Origin of the sequence: Pandoraea pneumonica, assembly GCF_049918595.1 — a bacterium.
Classification (GTDB): Bacteria; Pseudomonadota; Gammaproteobacteria; order Burkholderiales; family Burkholderiaceae; genus Pandoraea; species Pandoraea pneumonica_A.
In genome coordinates, this window is sequence record NZ_JBNCRZ010000008.1 from 88906 (window position 1) to 107519 (window position 18614).

At 63.8% G+C, this 18614-nt stretch carries 17 protein-coding genes; 5 read left to right on the plus strand and 12 right to left on the minus strand.

Annotated elements, in window-relative coordinates; translation table 11 throughout:
* Window positions 1-60: 60 nt before the first annotated feature.
* The 7 genes from ACPWR9_RS24630 to ACPWR9_RS24660 form a co-directional block, all read right to left on the minus strand.
* Window positions 61-1779 (minus strand): serine hydrolase domain-containing protein, encoded by a 1719-nt coding sequence (locus ACPWR9_RS24630; RefSeq protein WP_426301545.1) that lies wholly within the window; start codon window positions 1777-1779, stop codon window positions 61-63.
* Entirely contained in the window at window positions 1766-2785 is a 1020-nt protein-coding gene (locus ACPWR9_RS24635) for a dipeptide epimerase (protein WP_426301547.1), read from the minus strand. The genes ACPWR9_RS24630 and ACPWR9_RS24635 overlap by 14 nt, the downstream gene beginning before the upstream one ends.
* 6 nt (window positions 2786-2791) lie before the next feature.
* Window positions 2792-4144, minus strand: a complete 1353-nt coding sequence (locus ACPWR9_RS24640) for an MFS transporter (protein WP_426301549.1) — start codon at window positions 4142-4144, stop codon at window positions 2792-2794.
* A 57-nt stretch (window positions 4145-4201) separates the two neighbouring features.
* Complete coding sequence (locus ACPWR9_RS24645; RefSeq protein WP_426301551.1) at window positions 4202-4630, minus strand: ExbD/TolR family protein; 429 nt, start codon at window positions 4628-4630, stop codon at window positions 4202-4204.
* Between the two features lie 28 nt (window positions 4631-4658).
* Window positions 4659-5093: an ExbD/TolR family protein gene (locus ACPWR9_RS24650; protein WP_426301553.1), complete on the minus strand. Its 435-nt coding sequence runs from the start codon at window positions 5091-5093 to the stop codon at window positions 4659-4661.
* 4 nt (window positions 5094-5097) lie between these two features.
* Window positions 5098-5865, minus strand: a complete 768-nt coding sequence (locus tag ACPWR9_RS24655; protein ID WP_426301839.1) for a MotA/TolQ/ExbB proton channel family protein — start codon at window positions 5863-5865, stop codon at window positions 5098-5100.
* Window positions 5866-5979: 114 nt separating this feature from the next.
* Window positions 5980-6618, minus strand: a complete 639-nt coding sequence (locus tag ACPWR9_RS24660; RefSeq protein WP_426301555.1) for an energy transducer TonB — start codon at window positions 6616-6618, stop codon at window positions 5980-5982.
* 235 nt (window positions 6619-6853) lie between these two features.
* Here ACPWR9_RS24660 and ACPWR9_RS24665 point away from each other — a divergent pair, with 235 nt between their 5' ends.
* Window positions 6854-7573, plus strand: coding sequence for a response regulator (locus ACPWR9_RS24665; protein ID WP_426301557.1), 720 nt, complete (start codon window positions 6854-6856; stop codon window positions 7571-7573).
* 41 nt (window positions 7574-7614) lie between these two features.
* On the opposite strand, the gene ACPWR9_RS24670 is transcribed toward ACPWR9_RS24665, so the two are convergent.
* The 4 genes from ACPWR9_RS24670 to ACPWR9_RS24685 all read right to left on the minus strand — a co-directional run bounded on the left by ACPWR9_RS24670 (window position 7615) and on the right by ACPWR9_RS24685 (window position 14096).
* Window positions 7615-9270: a gamma-glutamyltransferase family protein gene (locus tag ACPWR9_RS24670; protein ID WP_426301559.1), complete on the minus strand. Its 1656-nt coding sequence runs from the start codon at window positions 9268-9270 to the stop codon at window positions 7615-7617.
* On the minus strand, window positions 9267-11876 hold the full coding sequence (locus tag ACPWR9_RS24675; RefSeq protein WP_426301561.1) for an ATP-binding cassette domain-containing protein: 2610 nt from the start codon (window positions 11874-11876) through the stop codon (window positions 9267-9269). Before ACPWR9_RS24675 ends, ACPWR9_RS24670 begins: the two co-directional genes overlap by 4 nt.
* Window positions 11873-12751 (minus strand): branched-chain amino acid ABC transporter permease, encoded by an 879-nt coding sequence (locus ACPWR9_RS24680; RefSeq protein WP_150682062.1) that lies wholly within the window; start codon window positions 12749-12751, stop codon window positions 11873-11875. The genes ACPWR9_RS24675 and ACPWR9_RS24680 overlap by 4 nt, the downstream gene beginning before the upstream one ends.
* A gap of 82 nt (window positions 12752-12833) precedes the next feature.
* Window positions 12834-14096, minus strand: coding sequence for an ABC transporter substrate-binding protein (locus tag ACPWR9_RS24685; RefSeq protein ID WP_426301563.1), 1263 nt, complete (start codon window positions 14094-14096; stop codon window positions 12834-12836).
* A gap of 275 nt (window positions 14097-14371) precedes the next feature.
* Here ACPWR9_RS24685 and ACPWR9_RS24690 point away from each other — a divergent pair, with 275 nt between their 5' ends.
* The 3 genes from ACPWR9_RS24690 (at window position 14372) to ACPWR9_RS24700 (ending at window position 16949) form a co-directional block, all read left to right on the plus strand.
* A complete protein-coding gene (locus tag ACPWR9_RS24690; RefSeq protein WP_426301565.1) occupies window positions 14372-15358 on the plus strand; it encodes a polysaccharide deacetylase family protein in 987 nt (328 codons plus the stop codon).
* Between the two features lie 67 nt (window positions 15359-15425).
* The gene (locus ACPWR9_RS24695) at window positions 15426-16304 is read left to right on the plus strand and encodes a GntR family transcriptional regulator (protein ID WP_426301567.1); all 879 of its coding nucleotides are present in this window, start codon (window positions 15426-15428) and stop codon (window positions 16302-16304) included.
* Window positions 16305-16313: 9 nt separating this feature from the next.
* On the plus strand, window positions 16314-16949 hold the full coding sequence (locus tag ACPWR9_RS24700; protein ID WP_426301569.1) for a flavin reductase family protein: 636 nt from the start codon (window positions 16314-16316) through the stop codon (window positions 16947-16949).
* Between the two features lie 7 nt (window positions 16950-16956).
* Here the strand turns inward: ACPWR9_RS24700 and ACPWR9_RS24705 are convergent, their stop codons facing one another.
* Window positions 16957-17691 carry an SDR family oxidoreductase gene (locus ACPWR9_RS24705; protein ID WP_426301571.1) on the minus strand — a complete coding sequence of 245 codons (735 nt, stop codon included), beginning with the start codon at window positions 17689-17691 and terminating at the stop codon, window positions 16957-16959.
* Between the two features lie 112 nt (window positions 17692-17803).
* Between ACPWR9_RS24705 and ACPWR9_RS24710 the strand changes: the two genes are divergently transcribed.
* Window positions 17804-18613: a LysR family transcriptional regulator gene (locus tag ACPWR9_RS24710; protein ID WP_426301573.1), complete on the plus strand. Its 810-nt coding sequence runs from the start codon at window positions 17804-17806 to the stop codon at window positions 18611-18613.
* Window position 18614: the final 1 nt, after the last annotated feature.

Consider the following 18614-nt stretch of genomic DNA (forward strand, 5'->3'; position numbering starts at 1 on the left):
CGCTGCGGTGGGAACTCATCACGTGAGTGCCCACCGCCGCAAGAAAGCGTGCGAGAGAGCTTACGAGAAAGCCCTGGCGAATCGCAGATGCCGCGTCCGAGGCGTGTTGACGGCAAATCCCTCGACACTTCCCGTGCTGGGGTGCCTGACGATGGAAATCGTGCCTGTTGTGAGGGCGTTTGGCCCTCGGGGCGAGAAGCGAAACAGATCGGTGTCGAGCGGAAACACGTCGTAGCGGCATTCACCCGCACGCCCCACGATCACTAGCGACATGATCGCAACAGCGTCGCCAGGCGCGTCGTTCCCCGGCGCCGCAGGGCACAGCGTAGCGCGAGCGTCGGCCTCTTCGCTGGCATAGTCGCCACGTAGTGAATCGATGACATCGAGACTCACCGACGACGGTATCTCGACGCGGTGATAAGTCCTCGCATGACCGCAGTGAGAGATGTGCAATTGCGCTGCATTGTCCGACGTGATGGCGGCCTCCCACTGGAGCGCGAAGGTGCCGTCGCCACTCGATTCCAAGGCGAACTCGCACGTGCCGGTTGCCGGGGAGTCGACCGCGTAGAGCGATGGGTTGCTCGGTTCAAGCGGACCGCTGAGCGTCATGGTCTCGCCGCACTCGGCGATGGCGTAGACGATGTCGCTGTTTGCCTCGCGGTAGGTTCCAGCGCGCTCGCGCCAGGGGGGCATTCTGGCGGGTTTGGGGGCGGCGCATTCCTTCAGTTCGTCAGCCAGCAGAGTATCCAGCATGCGAAGCGACAACGCCGTCGGTGCCGAGATTGCCCCGTTGCTAAGCAACACGATATCGACGCCGTACTCGGGGACGCATAGCATCTGACACGATCCACCGACGACACCTCCGGCATGGTGTATCAGCTCGCACCCGCGATATTGCGTGCGTTTCAACCCCATCATGTAATCGCTGCGAAGGCCGCTGGAGAACACGGGCGACGAGAACATCAGTTCCCATGTGGCAGGGCTTCCTACACGTTTTTCGCCGCGCAGATGGGCACACCATCTCAACATGTCGTCCACGCACGAGACGACGCTGCCTTCCCCGAGAATCTCGCGCGAGGGGAATATCCCCCGGCCGTAAGCGCCATCGCCGTGATCGACATGGCAAGCGGCCATCTGGCTACGAATCCGATAATCGTCGGGCAGACAGAGCGTATCGGTCATGCCTAACGGTTCGAAGATTTGGGACGAGAGGAATGCCGCGAACGATTGCCTACTGACACGCTCGATCGCCAGCGACATCAAGTGATATCCGCCGTTGCAATACATCATCCGTTCGCCAGCGGGAAAATTGACGCTGGTTTGTCGGCGCTGAATGTCGAGCAGATAGCCCGGTGGCGGTACCACCAGTCCATTGGTAAGCAACGAGATGTCGAGCGCGCAACGCTGCCCGCTGGTGTGAAACATGAGCGAGCGTATCGTCGCCTCGCCTGCGATTCCCGTCAGCTCAGGTAGATAACGCCGGACCGGCACATCGATATCCAGCGCTTTCGCATCCTGAAGCAGCAGCGCGGCGAGGCAGGCCATGTGCTTGCTTGTCGAGCCGATGCGCAGCCGCGTTTGCGCGTGCAAAGCCAGTCCCAGACCAACGTCCGACATACCAAAGGCTTGGCGCAACGCGACCTCACCGTCCATCGCCACCCCGGCAACGACGCCCGGTGCGTCGCCTCGGTTGAATGGCTCAAACAGCGCCATCAGCGCGTTGCCATCGAATCGCGCCTGTGCCGACACGGCATTTCCTCCGGAATCAATGCGCCTCATGCTGTAAGGCGTCATCGCGCCCCCAAGGACTCTCCGGGCCGAACAGATACCCATCCCGATATTGAAACGAGGGTGTGCGGTCCTCTGCCAGAAAGCAGGGCCCGTCGAGGTCGATGCGGTCGCACAGTTGTCCCAGAATGTAGGCCGGTGCGACGCCAAGCGACGTGCAGGGCATGCAGCCGACCATGACAGAGCGTCCGTGCTCCCGAATCGCGCTGACGAGCGAAAGCGCGCGCGTGAGGCCACCGCATTTATCGAGCTTCACGTTCACAACGTCGTACCGGCGGGCGACCGATGCGAGATCGTCCAGATCTTGAAACGATTCGTCTGCGGCTAGGCGAATCGGATATCGCATCGATTCAAGACATTCGTCCTCACCCACCGGCAGGGGTTGTTCGAGCAGGTCGACACTCACGTGCTGCATGACTGGCAGCATCTGGCACATGTGGTCTTGCGTCCAACCCTGATTGGCGTCGACCGACAGTGCGACGCTGGGGCATGCAGCGCGAATGGCGAGAAGTCGATCGGCATCGGCCGCGCTCCCGTCAAGTTTGATCTTCAACGCCACGGCGCCTTCGTACCCTCTCGCCGCCTCGGCCATGGCTTGTGCTGTGTCCACACCGACGGTGAACGTTGTGCGCAGCGGGCGCAGGCGCGCGCGTCCGGCCAAGCGCGCGACCGTCATGCCACAACGCTGAGCGGCGAGTGACCACATCGCCGCATCCACGGCATTTCTCGCGCCCCCGGCGGGCAGCAACCCGATGAGCGTCTCACGCGATATGCCGCGCTCGATTTGGGGGCGTACGGCGGCGATTTGCTCGGCCATGCTCTCGGGCGTTTCTCCCCGGTAGTAGACGCCCGCGGCCTCGCCGCGACCGCGGTGCTGACCGGATCGCAACGCAACGACCAGGACGCGGGCGGCGTCGACGGTATGACCCGAGATGTGAAAAGGGGTGGCCAGCGGCCAGTGTTCGATGCGAACGGAAAGCGTGCAGGGGATCGTCATAGGCGCTCAGGCGTAGCGTTCGATGGCCGCGCGTACGGCATTGGCCGCACTGCGCATGAGGAGACAGGCCGCGATGAATCCCGACACGGCCACGGCCACGATGGCCCAGATAAGCCCCGAGGCGGTGCCGTGCAGGTGATCCGACATCAGGCCGATGGCGACGGGACTGCCGGACTGCATCAACACCGTCGTCAGTACCCCGATCGCCGCCACTCTCGAGCGCAGATAAGGCGGGCAAATGCTCTGCATCAGTCCCGGAAACATGATCATGCCCGCCACGACGCACATGAACTGCGCGCCGAACAAGACGTAGACGTACGACACGGATGGCGCGACCAAATAGGCGAGGCTGACGACGCACGCACCCAAGGCCCCCCATTCGCAAACGCGTAGCGGGGCGAGCACGCCGAGCCGAGCGCTCAGGCGGCGAGCGACTAGCCAGCCGAGCGCGCAGCCGATGACGCTGCCGACCATGGCGGCGCTGCCGAGTCCGGCACCCGCCGTTGCCGGTGTTGCGCCGAAGAAGCGCACGGCCACGACCGGCATCCATGTAGTCACGCCAGCAAAGGCCATGTTGATCAGCGCGATGGCCCCGAAGAAGCGAATCATCATCGGCATCTCCCGGCGGAAATACTCCCCCGCGGCGAGCCCGGGAGCCGACACGTTCCCGGTCGCGCGCTGCGCATCTGCGTGGGCATAGCGCGGACGGATCATCGCGACAATCAACACCAGCAGCGGCGCGGGTATGGCGACGGCGAAAAAGGCCATCCGCCACGTGGAGGCGTTGCCCAGACCGAACGGCAACACGCCGTGCAGGGTGTCGATGCCTTGGATGAGCAGCCCGCCGAGCGCCATGCCTGCACCCGCGCTCAACAAGTTGACCAATGCGAAGACCGAGTTGGCGAGAATGCGTTGGCGCGCCGGGAATAGGTCGGGGAGCAAACCGTAGATGATCGGCATGAGGCCGGCTTCGCCGATGCCCAGACCGATCGATGCGATGAAGAGTGTCCAGAACCCGGTCGCCAAACCGCACGCGGCCGTCGCAGCGCTCCAGAGAAGGATGCACAGCGCCAGCACGGCACGGCGATCCACGCGGTCGGCGAGCCATCCGATAGGAATGGCCGCAGCGCCTGCAAAGAGCGCAATGCCTGCGCCTTGCAAAAGCCCGACCTGAATGTCGGCAAGGCCGAATTCTGCGCGGATGAGTTCGGCCAATAGCACCAGCATCTGGCGATCGACATTGGCAAAGAAGGTCACGACGACCAGGGCGAGCAGCCCGAGCCACGCCCCAGCGCCCGCATATTGCTCGCGTCGTGAGGCGGCGGCATACCGTGGCGTTTCGGTATTCGAATCGAACATGTGAAGTCCAGTATTGAGTGCGTCAGCGTGCAAGGGCACGGGCGCAGAGACGAGATGTCATTGCGCGAAGCGCTCGTTACCCACGAGTCCGATGCGCGTCACGCCAAGCCGCTGCGCCGACGCCATGACCGTTGCGACCGACCGGTAGGGCGCTGTCGCGTCGGCGCGCAGGTGGAGTTCGGTCGGCGGTGTGGACGTCGCGGCTTCGGTGAGGCGGGTCTCCAATTGCGCACGGTCGCTAAGCGGCAAACCGTTCCATGCCACGCCGCCGCTCGCGTCGACATCGATTTGCACGACGAGCGGAGGCGTCGCGGGTGCGGCATTGGAAGGCGCGGGCATGTCGAGCTTCACGGCATGCGTCTGAATCGGAATGGTGAGAATCAGCATGATCAGCAGCACCAGCATGACGTCGATGAGTGGCGTCGTATTGATCTCCACCATGATGTCGCTGTTCTCGCCAGCGCCCGAGGGCATGGTCATTGCCATGGCAGTCTCCTGAGAGGTGAGCGTTGCGCTATTGGCGCGGCGGCGCTTCGGTAATGAAGTCGACCTTGGCGATGCCCGCGCGCTGGCATGCGAGGACAACCCGTCCGATCGCGGCGTAGCGAGCATCGAGATCGCCGCGAATATGGACTTCGGGCTGGGGTGTCAACACGGCGACCGTCTTGAGTTTTTCCACCAACGTCGCGGCGTCGGGAATGTGCCGCTCGTCCCAGTACACCTCGCCGTCGCGTGTGACGGCGAGGACAACGTTCTGAGGCGTGGTCTGCAAGGGTTGCACCGCTTCCTTCGGAAGGGTGACGGGCACGGTGTGCGAGACCACGGGAATGGTGATGAGGAAGATGATGAGCAGCACCAGCATGACGTCCACCAGCGGCGTCGTGTTGATGGTCGCCATGACCTCGTCGTGCTCTGCGCCACCGCTCCCGCCAGATAGGGACATCGCCATGGCATCACCCCACGCGTGCGACTTGCGACGACCGGGTCGCGACGATGGCCGAGGCCGTCGTCTTGCCGGTGAGCAACACGTTGTGCATTTCGCAGCCGAAGTCGCGCACGCGCTCCATGACGGCTTTGTTGCGGCGCACGAGCCAGTTGTAGCCGAGCACTGCGGGAACGGCGACCGCCAGGCCGATGGCCGTCATGATGAGCGCTTCGCCCACAGGCCCCGCGACCTTGTCGATGGACGCTTGCCCGGCAATGCCGATGGCGGTGAGCGCGTGATAGATGCCCCAAACGGTGCCGAAGAGTCCGACGAACGGGGCCGTCGAGCCGACGGTGCCCAAGAACGACAGGCCGTCCTGGAGCCGGTTCGACACGCCGGTCATGGCACGCTCGATGGCGCTGGCGATCCAGGTATTCAAGTCGACCTGATCGAGCAGCGCACCGTTGTGATGGTCGCGTGCCGACAGCGCGGTTTCGGCGATATATCGAAACGGGCTACCCGCATCGAGCGACCGGATGCCTTCGGACAACGATGCGGCGTTCCAGAAGTTCTTCTCGGCGGCACGGGCGCGACGCAAGACCTTGGCTTGTTCGAGCAGTTTCGCGACGATGATGTACCAACTCCCCATCGACATCACCACGAGAATGAGCAGGGTTCCGCGAGCGATCATGTCGCCGCCTTCCCATAGCGCTTGCAGTCCATAAGGGTTGGTCACGGTCGATGCGGCATGCGCGGCGGGCGAGGTGAGCGCCGCAAGTGTCGACATGACGGCCATGACGGCCAAGGTGCCCGAAGGGCGGCGCTTACGCGGTGCGGCACGATACTGGAACTGAAACATAGTCGTCTCCTTGACGTGAGTTCAGAGGGGGCGGGGCGGTTGAAGACCGCCTTAATTGAGTTGAAAGTCGAACGGCACTTGCACGCGCACTTCCTGGCCTTGTGCGACGCACTGAAACTGTCGGACGGCGCTCTCCGCCGCGCGGTCTAGCACCGGGGCGGCCGAACGGGCAACGCGAAGTTGTTTGACTTGCCCGTCGGTGCCGACCACGAATTCGATGAGGACGTTGCCGGTGATGTTGTCGCGCAGCGCTTCACGCGGGTACCGGATACCGGCGCGAACTTGCGCAGAGTTCGGGCAAACGACGCCGACGTTGCCAGCCACGGGCTTGCTCTCGGCAGGGGCCGGTGGCGCAACCGGTGCGGTGGCGACAGGCTTGTCGGATTGCGCGGCGATCGCATTGGGTTGCGGCGTAGCGGGCACCTGCACTTCGGGCGGCGGCACGTAGGCCTTCGGTTGGACGACGGGGCGTGGCGCCGGAGCGATTTTCTTTACCGGCGGCGGTGGCGGCGGCGGAGGAGGCGGTTTGAGCTCCTCGATGATGCGTGTCTCGATGGGGGCCTGAATGATCGTCGCGACACGCGTCGCGAGCCCGCTAAGCAGGGCATACAGAATCAGGGCGTGCAGCAGCAGTGCCACGCCGATTCCGAGCAGTCGCCGGGCGGGCGGTTTGGGCTGGGCGTAATTCATGGACTACGTGTCTCCTACCGGCATCGGTCTTGTGTGGAGCCACGTTACGGCGCAGGTATTTCTGTTTCATCTCGACTTTGTATCGGGTTTGATACATAGGCGATGGGATGGACCGGCACCGAATGTTTCAGGACTGCAACAATGCCGCAAGATTGCTGGCACGTTTGTCGCGGATAATCCCGCAGTGGGGGACTGGGAATCGATGTAGCGAAAGATAAAAAGAGGGGGAGCGAACATGGCAACGCACGTACTGGTGGTCGACGACGATGCGCAGATTCGTAGTCTGCTTTGCGATTGTCTTGCTGGCTTTGGCATGACGTGTATGCAGGCGGCCAGCGGCGAGGAGATGCACGATGTGCTGGCACACAACGATATCGACATTGTCGTGCTCGACTTGATGCTGCCCGACAGCGACGGCCTGACGTTATGCCGGGAGCTGCGCACCTCGTCGGAAATTCCCATCGTGATGCTCACCGCACGCGGCGAGATGACCGACAGAATTGTCGGCCTCGAACTCGGCGCGGACGATTACGTCGTGAAGCCGTTCGAGCCGCGTGAGTTGGTGGCACGTATTCAGACGATTCTTCGTCGCACGCGCGCGCAGTCGAAGGCCATTCCGGAACCGAAGGACGAGCGCAGGTTTGCCGGATGGCGCCTCAGTTTGATCGGTCGCCATCTCATTGCGCCCGACAACACGGTCATTCCGCTTTCCAACGCTGAATTTCGACTGCTCAATGCCTTCCTGTCCGCGCCGGGGCGCGTGCTAAGCCGTGAGTACCTAATGGATACGGCGCGAGGAAAGTCGATCGATGCGTTCGACCGCAGCATCGACGTGCAGATATCGCGGCTGCGGCATAAGCTCCGAGAAGACATTAAAGAGCCCCGGTTACTGCGCACGATTCGCGGCGAGGGCTACATGCTCGATGTTCGCGCGCGCTCGGACGTTGACGGCTAGGTGCTGGCGGCTAGGTGCTGACGGCATTACGCCGCACGCGACTACACCGCCAGCGCCGCACCATCGCTGCGCGGGTCATGCGCGCCGGTCGCGAGACCGTCCTCGGCGATAGCGATCACGCCTGCCTGACCCGCCAGTGCGCTGTGTTTCGGCAACGCCGCAACGGCGTGCCCGCGATCAGCGAGCGCCGCGAACACCGCTTCCCCTGCATCGCTTTCCAGCTTCAGATTGTCCCGGCTGTCGGAGAACGTGCGACCCAGCAGAAAACGCGGATGCGACAACGCCTCATCTGGGGCCATTCCGTAGTCGATCAATCGTGTGAGCAAGGCACTCAGCGTCTGGGGCTGACCATCCGCGCCTTGTGTCCCATACAGCAACCGCGCCCGGCCACCTTGCAGATACATGCCCGGATTGAGGGTGTGGAACGGTCGCTTGCCCGGCATCAATGCGTTCGGGTGAGCGCTACCGGTGGGTCGAAACGCTGCGCCGCGGTTGTGCCACAACACCCCAGTGTCGCCCGCCATCACGCCGCTGCCCCAATCGAAGTAGATCGTCTGTAACACGCTGACAGCGCGCCCGGCGGCGTCCGTCGCGGCGAAGTACACCGTGTCGCCTTCGCGAAAGCGGTGCGGCCATTCGAGCGCGACGTTGTCGTCGATGCGTGCCGCCGCCGCGCGCAAATGCGCATCCGATAACAGCATTTCCACAGGCACTTCTGCAAACGCCGGATCGGCGACGTACCGGTCACGATCGATAAACGCTTGCTTCACTGCTTCGACCAACCGGTGGTAGTACGTTGCGCTGCCATGCGCGCAATCCTTCAACCCCAGACGCGCAAGGATCCCCATGATTTGCAACGTCGTCACCCCCTGCGTCGGCGGTGGCAGCGTCGCCAGTACGCCGTCGCCGTATGGCATCGTCAGCGCAGGCGACACGTGCACGCGCGTATCGGCAAAGTCTTCGCGTGTGAGCGGCGAGCCTGCTGCCTGCAAGCCTTCCGCCATCCGCGCTGCCAGCTCGCCTTCATAGAATTCTCGTGGGCCGCCATCGGCCAGCCGCCGCAGCGTCGCTGCCAATGCCGGTTGCCGGAACCGCTCGCCCACACTCGGCGCACGGCCTTCAGGCAGAAACGTTTCTGCGAAGCCGCGCCATATCGACGCCTCACACATCTCACCGGCGCGATACGTGTACCAGAAGTCCTGCGAGCGGCTGACCGCAAAACCCTCCTCGGCCGCCGCAATAGCGGGCGCCAGCAGCGAGGCCCACGACAGGGTGCCGCCCCATTGCTCGCGACTCACCTGATACGCGGCTTCCCATGCGGCAACCGTAGCGGCCGTCGTCAACGCGGAGACCGGCCCGCGCGTGGGAATCGCATCGCCGTCACGCAACGCCGACGGCAGATGCCGTGCCGCCTGACCGATGCCGGAGATGGCAAGCGGCGAGGCATCGCCAGCCATGCCGTTTTTGTCGTTAGCGTCTGCCACCAGCCAGAACCCATCACCGCCAAGCCCGGTGAAATGCGGCATCGTCACGCAAAGCATGGCCGCGATGGCGATGGCCGCCTCAATGGCATTGCCCCCTTGCTGCAACACGTCACGGCCCGTCGCGCTCGCCATCGTATGCGGGCTTGTCACCAGCCCCGCGCGTCCGCTGGTGGCGACGCACGCGCCGCCGTCCATCCCATCGCGCGCCGTCATGCCGCTGCTCCTGCCTTGTGACCTGCCTCATGTGCGCCGCCGAGGTACGCCGCCGCGAGCCGCGCATCTCCGGCAAGTTCGCCAGCCGAGCCACTCACTGTCACGCGGCCTTCCTCAAGCACATAACCCCGGTCGGCGATCGACAGCGCCATCGCCGCCATCTGATCGACGAGCAACATCGACAGCGATTCGCGGCGCAACGTATCGAGCGACGCGAACAATTCCGCGATGACCTTCGGCGCGAGACCAAGCGATGGCTCGTCGAGCAGCAGCACGCGCGGCGACGACATCAACGCCCGGGCAATGGCGAGCATCTGCTGCTCGCCGCCGGAAAGCAGACCGGCGCGCTGATGTTGCCGCTCGTACAGACGCGGATATCGCGCAAACATCTGTGCGATGCGCGCGTCGAGCGTGGCGCGCGGCAAGCGTCCGCACGGGAACGCGCCGAGCCGGAGGTTATCGAGCACCGACAACTCCGGAAACACCTGACGCCCTTCGGGCACGAGCACTACGCCCAGCGCGGCGACCTTCGCGGCGTCCAAGCGCGACAGGTCGCGTCCGTTGAACGTAATGCCGCCGCTGACCGGACGATGCAGCCCAGCGAGCGCACGCATAAGGGTCGATTTGCCAGCCCCGTTGGCACCGAGCAGGGCGACGAGTTCGCCGTCGCGTACCTGAATCGAGACGTCATGCAGCACCGGCGCGGCGCCGTAGCCCGCCGTCAGCTTGCCGACACCGAGCACTTCTGGCGTCGATACGGCGACACGTTCGACCGGCACCGCCGCATCTGCCGCCGCTGCGCCGAGATAGGCCTGTCGCACACGTTCGTCGTGCCGAATCGCGGTGGGGGTGCCTTGCGCGAGAAAGCGCCCGGTGTCGATCACGACGATGCCGTCCGACACGCCCATCACCAGCGACATGTCATGCTCGACGAGCCCCACGGCCACGCCACTATCAGCAATGTGCCGCAGCAGCTTGCCGAGCTTCTCTTTGTCTTGCGTCGACAAACCGGCAGCCGGTTCGTCGAGCAGCAATACGGCGGGGCGAGTGGCCAATGCCCGTGCAATTTCCACCAAACGGCGGTCGACGTGCGCGAGATCGGCGGCCATGAGGTCGACATCACCGTGATAGCCACACGCCCGCAGCAATGCCAGCGCTTCATCGCGTTGCGTCGCGCTTTGCATGCGGGCGACGCCGAGCAACCCGCCAAGACGCCCCGCGCTCAACGCCAGCGTGACGTTATCGAGCACGCTCATGCCGCCGAACAGTTGCGACGTTTGATACGTGCGCGCAACGCCATGCCGCGCGCTGTCGCAAGCGCCGTTGGCTGCAAGCTCGTCAGTGCCGAGCGAGCGCGTACCCGAGAGCGGCCGATAGAAGCCGGAGAGCATGTTGAGAACCGTCGACTTGCCTGCACCGTTCGGGCCGATCAGACTCGTGACCCGTGCCGGGGGAAGGTCGAAGGACAGGTCGGCCACGGCCTTTACGCCACCAAACGTCATCGCCAGTCCATGCGCCGATAATCCTTTGCGCTGTGCTGGATCAAGCACCGGCAATGTGAGTGCCGATGCCGTGTCGCCGCTGCCATCACCCGCCAAGACACGCCGCCGCGATTGCCACCACTGCCCCAGCACGCCGATCACGCCGTTGGGCGCTCCCCACAGCACGACCAGCAGCAACACACCGAAACACAGCAGCCGCAGGTTCTCGAGGCTGGCCAGAAATTCCGGCAGCAACCCAACGATCACCGCACCAACGAGTGGACCGGCAATGGTGCCCGCACCGCCGATCATCACGACGAGGACGAACAGAATCGATTGCAGAAACGAAAACATCCCCGGCGTGACCATGCCTTGCAACGGCGCGAACAACCCGCCCGCCAACCCAGCGAGCGAAGCGGAGAAGGCGAACGCCACTGCCTTCACAACGAGAGGATTAACGCCGATCGATGCCGCGGCCGTCTCGCTGTCTCGCACCGCGCGCATGGCGGCGCCCCATGCGCCGCGAGAGATGCGCGCATAGATCAGCAACGCGACGGCCAGCACGGCCAGCGCCGCGACGGCGACAACACGCTCGCTGCCGCCAATACCGAAGACACCGGGCGGCATCACACCCATCAACCCGTTCTGGCCGCCCGTCAGGCCACGCCATTCAACGGCACCGTGTTCGACGATAAACCCGAAGGCAATCGTCACCATCGCCAGCCCCGGACCTCGCACGCGCAGCGCTGGCAACGCCAGCAGACCGCCGGTGAGCGCCGCGATCGCCCCGCCCGCCAACCATGCGGGCCAGAACGACCAGCCCGCTTGCGTGGTCAGAATCGCTACCGCATACGCACCGATGGCGTAGAAACCGACGTGGCCGAACGACACTTGCCCGGTGAGTCCCAGCAGAAGATTCAGACCGACGCCGCAGATCGCGAGCAACGCGACACCGGCGATCACCACGACGAAATAGCCGTTCACCACGCACGCAGCACCGGCCATGGCCAACAACGCGACGCCGAGTGCGGCAGCGAGCGCGAGGCCGTCTCGCGAGGCATGGCGCTTATGCAGCGCTTGCGCTTGGGACGGTTGTGACGCCAGCCGCAAAGAAGAATCACTCATACCTTGCGCACCTCCGCGCGGCCGAACATGCCGTCCGGGCGCATCGCGAGCAATACGATGACCAGACCGAACGTGATGATTTGCGTGTAGCCCGATCCGAGTGTCGCGGTGATCATCGCCTCGGTGATGCCGAACAGCAGGCCCGCGATCATCACGCCCCACGCACTCGACAAACCACCGAGAATTGCGACCGCGAACGCCTTGAGACCGAACACAGTGCCCATATCCGCCTGCACATTGAACAGCGGGGCGATCAGCACCCCGGCGATACCGGCGAGCAACGTTGAGATCGCAAACGCGCCCGCGATGGTGCGTTGGATGGGAATGCCCATGAGCCGAGCGGCGTCGCGGTTCTGCACGACGGCCAGCATGGCCACACCCCAGCGCGAGCGGCGCAAGACGTAATGCAGCAACGCGGCCAGCGCGAGGCCCACGACTGGAATCAGCAGTTGCAACGGATAGACACCGAGTCCCGCGTCACCGATTTGCAGCGAGCTTTGTGCGAGCGGCGAGGGCAGGCTGCGCGGCTCCGTGCCGAACGTCAGCATGACGAGGTTGTCGAGCACGATGCCTAGTGCCACCGTTGCCATCAGCCACGCGCTCGACTTGCGCCGCACGAACGGCTGCACGGCGAGCCGCTCGACGACCAGCCCGTAGACAGCGCACAGCGCGAGCGCGGCGACGATGGCCAGCGGCATCGGCCAGCCGAGTGTCTGCGCGAACGTATACGCCAGCACGGCGCCCAGCATCATCGAGCTGCCCTGCGCGAAGTTGACCGTCGCGCTCACGGCGAAAGTCAGATGAAAGCCGAGCGCCATGAGGCCGTACATACTGCCGAGCCCCAGGCCGGCGACGAGCGCCGAGATCCATTGCATGAGAGGTCCTCCGGGACGCCGCCTTGCGGCGCCCGTGCATTGCCAATGTCGTGAGATCGTGTGGTGCGGCAGGGCGTGCGAATTACTTCGCTGCGACCTTCGCGCCGGCGGGTGCCACCGGCACGATGCGGTTGTCGATGAACTGCGCCCACACGTAGTCCTGTGCCGAGAGGGCGTCGTGTTGCGCTTCGCTGAACGGCTTCACGTACGTCTTGATGAGACCTTCGTAGCGATCGATCTTGTAGAAGCCGGTGCGGATCGCATCGCCGTTGGTCGACCCTGCGCGGTCGATGGCCAGCGCGGTAAGACGCATGGCGTCGTAGGCATTGGCGACGCCCACGGCCGGGGTAATGTCGTCCGGTCCTTTGATATCCGGATACTTCGCCTTGAGCGCCGCGACGACGCGCGTGCTGACCGGCGACGTTGCGCCGAAGAAGCTATACGTCTGCACGAAATGCACGGTCTTGGCGTTCGGGCCAGCCAGTTCCGTGAAGCGCCCGCCTGCCGGACCCCAGTGCGAAACGATGGGCACTTTCCAACCCATGCGGTCGAGCGACTTCACGACTTGTGCCGACGGCCCGACGTTGCCGACCATCAGCAACGTGTCGGCGCCAGCCGCCTTCAGGCGGCCGAGTTGCGGTGTGACGTCGACGTCGTTCGCTTCGAACTTCTCGACCGCAGCGGGCTTCATGCCTTTCGATGCAAGTGCCGCGACGATGCCTTTCTCGTTCGACTCGCCCCATGGGTTGTTCACGAGAATCAGGCCGAGTTTTTTTGCCCCGAAGGTTTGCTGCGCATAGTTCACCATCGCGCCGTCGACGATTTCATCGACCGCCGACACCCGGAACACGAAGTTCGGATTGGCGCCGTTGTGCGTGATCGGCGTGCCAGCCGCCCACGGTCCCATGAACGGCACCTTCTCCTGATTGGCGATGGGGACGATGGCCATCGAGACCGGCGTATCCAGACCGCCGAACAGCACGGCCACCTTGTCCTTGTAGATCAACTCGCGCGCGGCGAGCACGCCCTTGGCCGGGTTGCCTTCGTCGTCGCGCCGTACCAGTTCGAGCTTGCGTCCGCCGAGTACGCCGCCGCTCGCGTTGATCTCGTCGATGGCGATGGTCATACCGCGCGTGAGTGCTTCACCGGCACGTGCCGATTGTCCCGAGAGTGCGGTGACGAGGCCGATCTTGACCGTGTCCGCAGCGAAGCTCGCCACGCTGGCGAACGACATACCGGCCGCGGCCAAGGCGAGCGCGCTGGCACGAAGCCAACGACGGCGGGAGGGCGTCGACAGGCAGGTGCTGACGGCGTTGTGACGTGCTGAGGCAGACGAAGCAGACATGAGCAATCTCCGAGAGGAAGCATCAGAAGCGAAACGGGAAGGGCGAGCGCCCCGGCATCGGGCACGGCTCGCAATGTCTTCGCCGTACGCAAGAGGCATGCCAACCCGTCGACATTTCGATGGCACGGTGCGCAACGATATGGCGTGCAACGTGTTGACGATCTGGCATTGAAATTGCGAACGATTGCTTAGGACGTTCGTTGACGATGCGCTTTGCGCCAACTCGGAACGCGCCCGCACTGCGGCGGTGCGCGAATGTTTCAAGACGACACACGATGACTTCTGCTCAGCCTCTTTCTCTACCTTCGCAACCCGACGGGCTCGCGGCAGGCGACGCACGCTTCGGCCCGCTTCGCTCGCATGAGCGCTTCGACTATTTGCCGATCACGGCACGCGACACGTATCGCTGGCCCAACGGCGCGCGTCTTGCGGTCTATCTTGGTTTTAATTTGGAGCACTTTGCTTTCGGGGAAGGGCTAGGTGCGAACCTCGGCCCCGTCTCGCCACAGCCGGATGTGCTCAACTACAGCTGGCGCGAATACGGCAACCGGGTCGGTGCGTGGCGCTGTCTCGATTTGTTCGACGATCTGGCGATGCGGGCCGGTGTGGTGCTCAACACTTCGCTGCTCGACCACTGTCCCGAGCTGGTGCAAGCGTGTGTGGCGCGGGGCGATGAATTGATCGGCCATGGCCATACCAATGCGCACCGGCAAAGCGACTTCGCGCCCGAGCATGAGCGCGATCTGCTCACGCATTGCCGTTCACGCCTGACCGAGGCGACCGGCTACGCGCCGACGGGGTGGCTCTCGCCGTGGATTTCGGAGACGCATCACACGCCCGACCTGCTCATGCGTACCGGCTACCGCTACACCTTGAACTGGTGTCACGACGACCGTCCGGTGCGCATGCGGACCGCGCACGGCACGCTATGGTCGGTGCCTTATCCGCAGGAAGTGAACGATATTCCGATGATCGTCGGGCGCCAGATGGATGGCGCCGCCTTCGCCGACATGATTGCCGACAACTTCGACGAGATGTACGCGCAGGCCGAACATCCCACGCGAGGGCAGCCGCTCGTGATGGGGATTGCTTTGCATCCGTATCTTGTCGGGCAACCATACCGCTTGCGGCATCTGCGACGTGTGCTCACGCCGATCGCGCAAGCAGCGCAGCGCGGCGAAATCTGGCTCGCGACGCCGGGCGATATTGCCGCGCACGTGGCGGCGCTCAGCGTTGCCGAGCCCGGCGCTGTCATGGGGTGAGCGCATCATGACGTTCAAGCTGCATTGCCCCGACTGCGACACTTCGACCCTATTGCCTTTATCACCTATGCCAGCCGATAAGCCAGCCGATAAGCCTGCCACTCGCGTGCGCCGCCATAGCGCTCATGCCGTCGCGGACGGCAACGAAACCGAATCTCGTCTCCTGTCGCTGCACGCGCCCGTCGCGAACGACGACGACCAGAGTGCCGAGACGCGTATTGAGACGCACATCTATCGCACCATCGTCGATGGCGTACTAGCGCATCGGCTCACGCCCGGGACCAAGCTACCCGAGCCGGAACTCTGTCAATTGTTCGACGTGGGACGTGCGGTGATACGGCGCGTGCTGGAGCGACTGGCGCATGACGGCATCGTGACGCTCCGGCCGAACAAAGGCGCAGTGATCGCCGAGCCGACGCCGGAGGAAACACGGGAGATCTTTGAAGCACGGCGCGCGCTGGAGCGTTCGTTGGTCGAACTCGCCGTGGCGCGTGTGACCGAAGACGACCTCGCGATGCTGCGCCGCCAACTCGACGCTGAGCACGAAGCCATGCACCGCTTCGATCAGCCGTCGTGGGCGCGGTTGGCGAGCGACTTCCATCTGCGGGTTGCAGCACTTGCGGGGAACGCGGTGTTGCAGCGCTATCTCACCGAGCTGATCTCGCGGTGTTCGCTCATCGTCGGGTTGTATGAGCCGCCGGGTTATGCGCCGTGTGAACACGACGAGCATGCGGCCATCGTCGCATGCATCGAGGCACGCGACGCCGCAGGGGCCATCGCCCGCATGCAATCGCATCTCGAGGAGCTAGAGCGGCGCATCGAGACGACCCGTATGCGCGGACAGAAGAGTCTGGCGTCGTTGCTGGGCTTGCCGGAAGTGCCTGTCGTCGAGGACGACGCACCGCTCGCCGCGCCTGTTAAGCGCACTGCACGCAAACGCGCCTGAGGACCCTGCATGGAAATCGATTTCCGCGAAATCACGGCGTATCAGCGCTACAAGCTGATGGCCAGCCTGATCGTGCCGCGCCCGATTGCACTCGTCACGACGATCAACGACGGCGGCACCATCAATGCTGCGCCGTTCTCGATGTTCAACATGCTTGGGGAAGAGCCGCCGATTGTGATGCTATCGATCAACCGGCGCGACGACGATTCGCTCAAAGACACGGCCACGAATATCCTGCGCGACCGGGAATATGTGGTGCATCTGACCGACGAGGCGATGACCGCGCGTATGCACGCGTGCGGAGACAGTCTGCCGCCGACCGAAAGCGAACTGGCGCATGCGGGGCTCACCCCGGTGGCAAGCAGCCTCGTGGCGCCACCGCGCATTGCCGAAGCCCCGGTCGCATTCGAATGCCAGTTGTGGGAAACGTTGGAGACGCCGAGCCGTCACATCTTCATCGGCCGTGTCGAACGCATGCATGCTCGTGACGAGTTAATCGACACGCAGCACTGGCGCGTGCGCTTGCAGAATTACTTCCCGGTCGGGCGCTTCGGGGCAAGCTTCTACGTCGACACGCGCAATCGATTCTCGCTGGAGCAAAGCGACGGGCAGCCTACAGTGGCGACTGCCGTCGATGAGATGTGAGGGCGCCCTATGCCTGCTGACGGGTTGCCGCCAACACGATTTCGCGAATACACACACCTGCCGGTTGGGCGTAGGCGTAATAGATGGCATTGGCCACATCTTCTGCGGCAAGCACCTTGCCGCCCATCTCTGTCTTCCAGGCTTCGTAGCCCGTCTTGATGGTCTCGTCGGTGGTGTGGCTAAGCAGATCGGTGTCGACCGCGCCCGGCGCAATCGTCACGACGCGCACGTTGTGTGCCGAGAGTTCTTCGCGCAAATTCTCCGACAACCCATGCACCGCGAATTTGGTGCCGACATAAGCGACGTGGTTCGGAAACGTCTTGCGCCCGGCGACCGAACTGATGTTGACGATGGTGCCGCGCTTGCGCGCAACCATACCGGCGGCCACGGCATGCACGCCGTTGAGCAGGCCCTTGATGTTGACGTCGACCATGCGATCCCATTCGTTTGGATCTTGCAGCGTGATGTCGCCGAGCAACATGAGGCCTGCATTGTTGACGATGGCATCAGCGGGACCGAACTGTTGTTCCGCTTCGCGTACGGCGGCAACTAACGCGTCCCGGTCAGTGACGTCCACCGATCGCGTCATCGTGTTCGGCAGATCGAGCGCTTGCATCTTGTCCAGTCGGCGCGCAAGCAACAGCAGCGGATGGCCGTGAGACGAGAACAGGCGGGCTGTCGTCATCCCGATGCCCGAACTGGCGCCGGTGATGATCACGAGGGGTTTTTGCGATGCGGTCATGAGATACCTCCAGATATTGGTGCGGCTTATCAATAAGCGTTGAGTAAAATTCTAGGCACAAATGTCAGCGGCGAAAAATGGTTTATTCTTTTCGCAGGCATCGGAGAAACTTATGGATGGTCGTCAACTGAACGCGTTTATCGCCGTTTTCGAAGAGCGCAACATCACGGGGGCGGCGCGTCGTCTTCACCTGAGTCAGCCTGCACTGTCCGGCACTATCAAGAGCCTTGAAGATCTACTGGGCACGCTACTGTTTACGCGTGAAGCGCGCGGCGTTGCCGTCACGGAAGCCGCCCGCATTCTGTATCCGCAAGCCCGCCGGATTCTGTCTCAGACCGACGCTATGACGCGTCAATTCCGTCAGGGCGGAAATGTGTTGGCCGTCGATATTGGTGTCGAGGCAGATATTGCAGCGCAAGACGTTGCTGCATTCGTACGTCTGGCGCGTCAGGCGGTGCCCGCGTTGTTCGTCAATCTGCTCGACGGGTGCCAGGGCGATGCGCGATTGTCGACGGAAGACGGGCGTTGCGAAGACGAGCTGTTTCTGCCGCTATTCGTCGAGCCGTTCGTGCTGGCCACCCCGGGCGGGGCGGTAGCGCAGGGGCTGCCATGGATCGTTTGCCCTCAGCATCCGACGCACCAACGTCTCCTGCCGTACTACGGTGCGGCGGCGGGGGCGCCTGTCGCCAGCGCACAGACGCTAGCACTCGCGCTGGATCTGGTGTCCGCCGGATTGGGCGTGTGCGTGGCCCCCGAATCTCTGGCTCGGGCACGTGCGAATGTCGACGTTTCGCCCATCGACGGATTCGAGATGTCGCGCCGCGTTGGCATTTGTTATGCCGTACAAGCACTCGACAAGTCCGTGCTGGCCACGTTGGTCGAGCGGTTGCGCGCCGAGACTGCCGTCGCGCCGGTCGCTTGAC

Coding starts and splice junctions, on each gene's coding strand:
- ACPWR9_RS24630 (WP_426301545.1), bottom strand. CDS start 1,779: ATGAGGCGCATTGATTCCGGAGGAAATGCCGTGTCGGCACAGGCGCGA.
- ACPWR9_RS24635 (WP_426301547.1), bottom strand. CDS start 2,785: ATGACGATCCCCTGCACGCTTTCCGTTCGCATCGAACACTGGCCGCTG.
- ACPWR9_RS24640 (WP_426301549.1), bottom strand. CDS start 4,144: ATGTTCGATTCGAATACCGAAACGCCACGGTATGCCGCCGCCTCACGA.
- ACPWR9_RS24645 (WP_426301551.1), bottom strand. CDS start 4,630: ATGGCAATGACCATGCCCTCGGGCGCTGGCGAGAACAGCGACATCATG.
- ACPWR9_RS24650 (WP_426301553.1), bottom strand. CDS start 5,093: ATGGCGATGTCCCTATCTGGCGGGAGCGGTGGCGCAGAGCACGACGAG.
- ACPWR9_RS24655 (WP_426301839.1), bottom strand. CDS start 5,865: ATGGCCGTCATGTCGACACTTGCGGCGCTCACCTCGCCCGCCGCGCAT.
- ACPWR9_RS24660 (WP_426301555.1), bottom strand. CDS start 6,618: ATGAATTACGCCCAGCCCAAACCGCCCGCCCGGCGACTGCTCGGAATC.
- ACPWR9_RS24665 (WP_426301557.1), top strand. CDS start 6,854: ATGGCAACGCACGTACTGGTGGTCGACGACGATGCGCAGATTCGTAGT.
- ACPWR9_RS24670 (WP_426301559.1), bottom strand. CDS start 9,270: ATGACGGCGCGCGATGGGATGGACGGCGGCGCGTGCGTCGCCACCAGC.
- ACPWR9_RS24675 (WP_426301561.1), bottom strand. CDS start 11,876: ATGAGTGATTCTTCTTTGCGGCTGGCGTCACAACCGTCCCAAGCGCAA.
- ACPWR9_RS24680 (WP_150682062.1), bottom strand. CDS start 12,751: ATGCAATGGATCTCGGCGCTCGTCGCCGGCCTGGGGCTCGGCAGTATG.
- ACPWR9_RS24685 (WP_426301563.1), bottom strand. CDS start 14,096: ATGTCTGCTTCGTCTGCCTCAGCACGTCACAACGCCGTCAGCACCTGC.
- ACPWR9_RS24690 (WP_426301565.1), top strand. CDS start 14,372: ATGACTTCTGCTCAGCCTCTTTCTCTACCTTCGCAACCCGACGGGCTC.
- ACPWR9_RS24695 (WP_426301567.1), top strand. CDS start 15,426: ATGCCAGCCGATAAGCCAGCCGATAAGCCTGCCACTCGCGTGCGCCGC.
- ACPWR9_RS24700 (WP_426301569.1), top strand. CDS start 16,314: ATGGAAATCGATTTCCGCGAAATCACGGCGTATCAGCGCTACAAGCTG.
- ACPWR9_RS24705 (WP_426301571.1), bottom strand. CDS start 17,691: ATGACCGCATCGCAAAAACCCCTCGTGATCATCACCGGCGCCAGTTCG.
- ACPWR9_RS24710 (WP_426301573.1), top strand. CDS start 17,804: ATGGATGGTCGTCAACTGAACGCGTTTATCGCCGTTTTCGAAGAGCGC.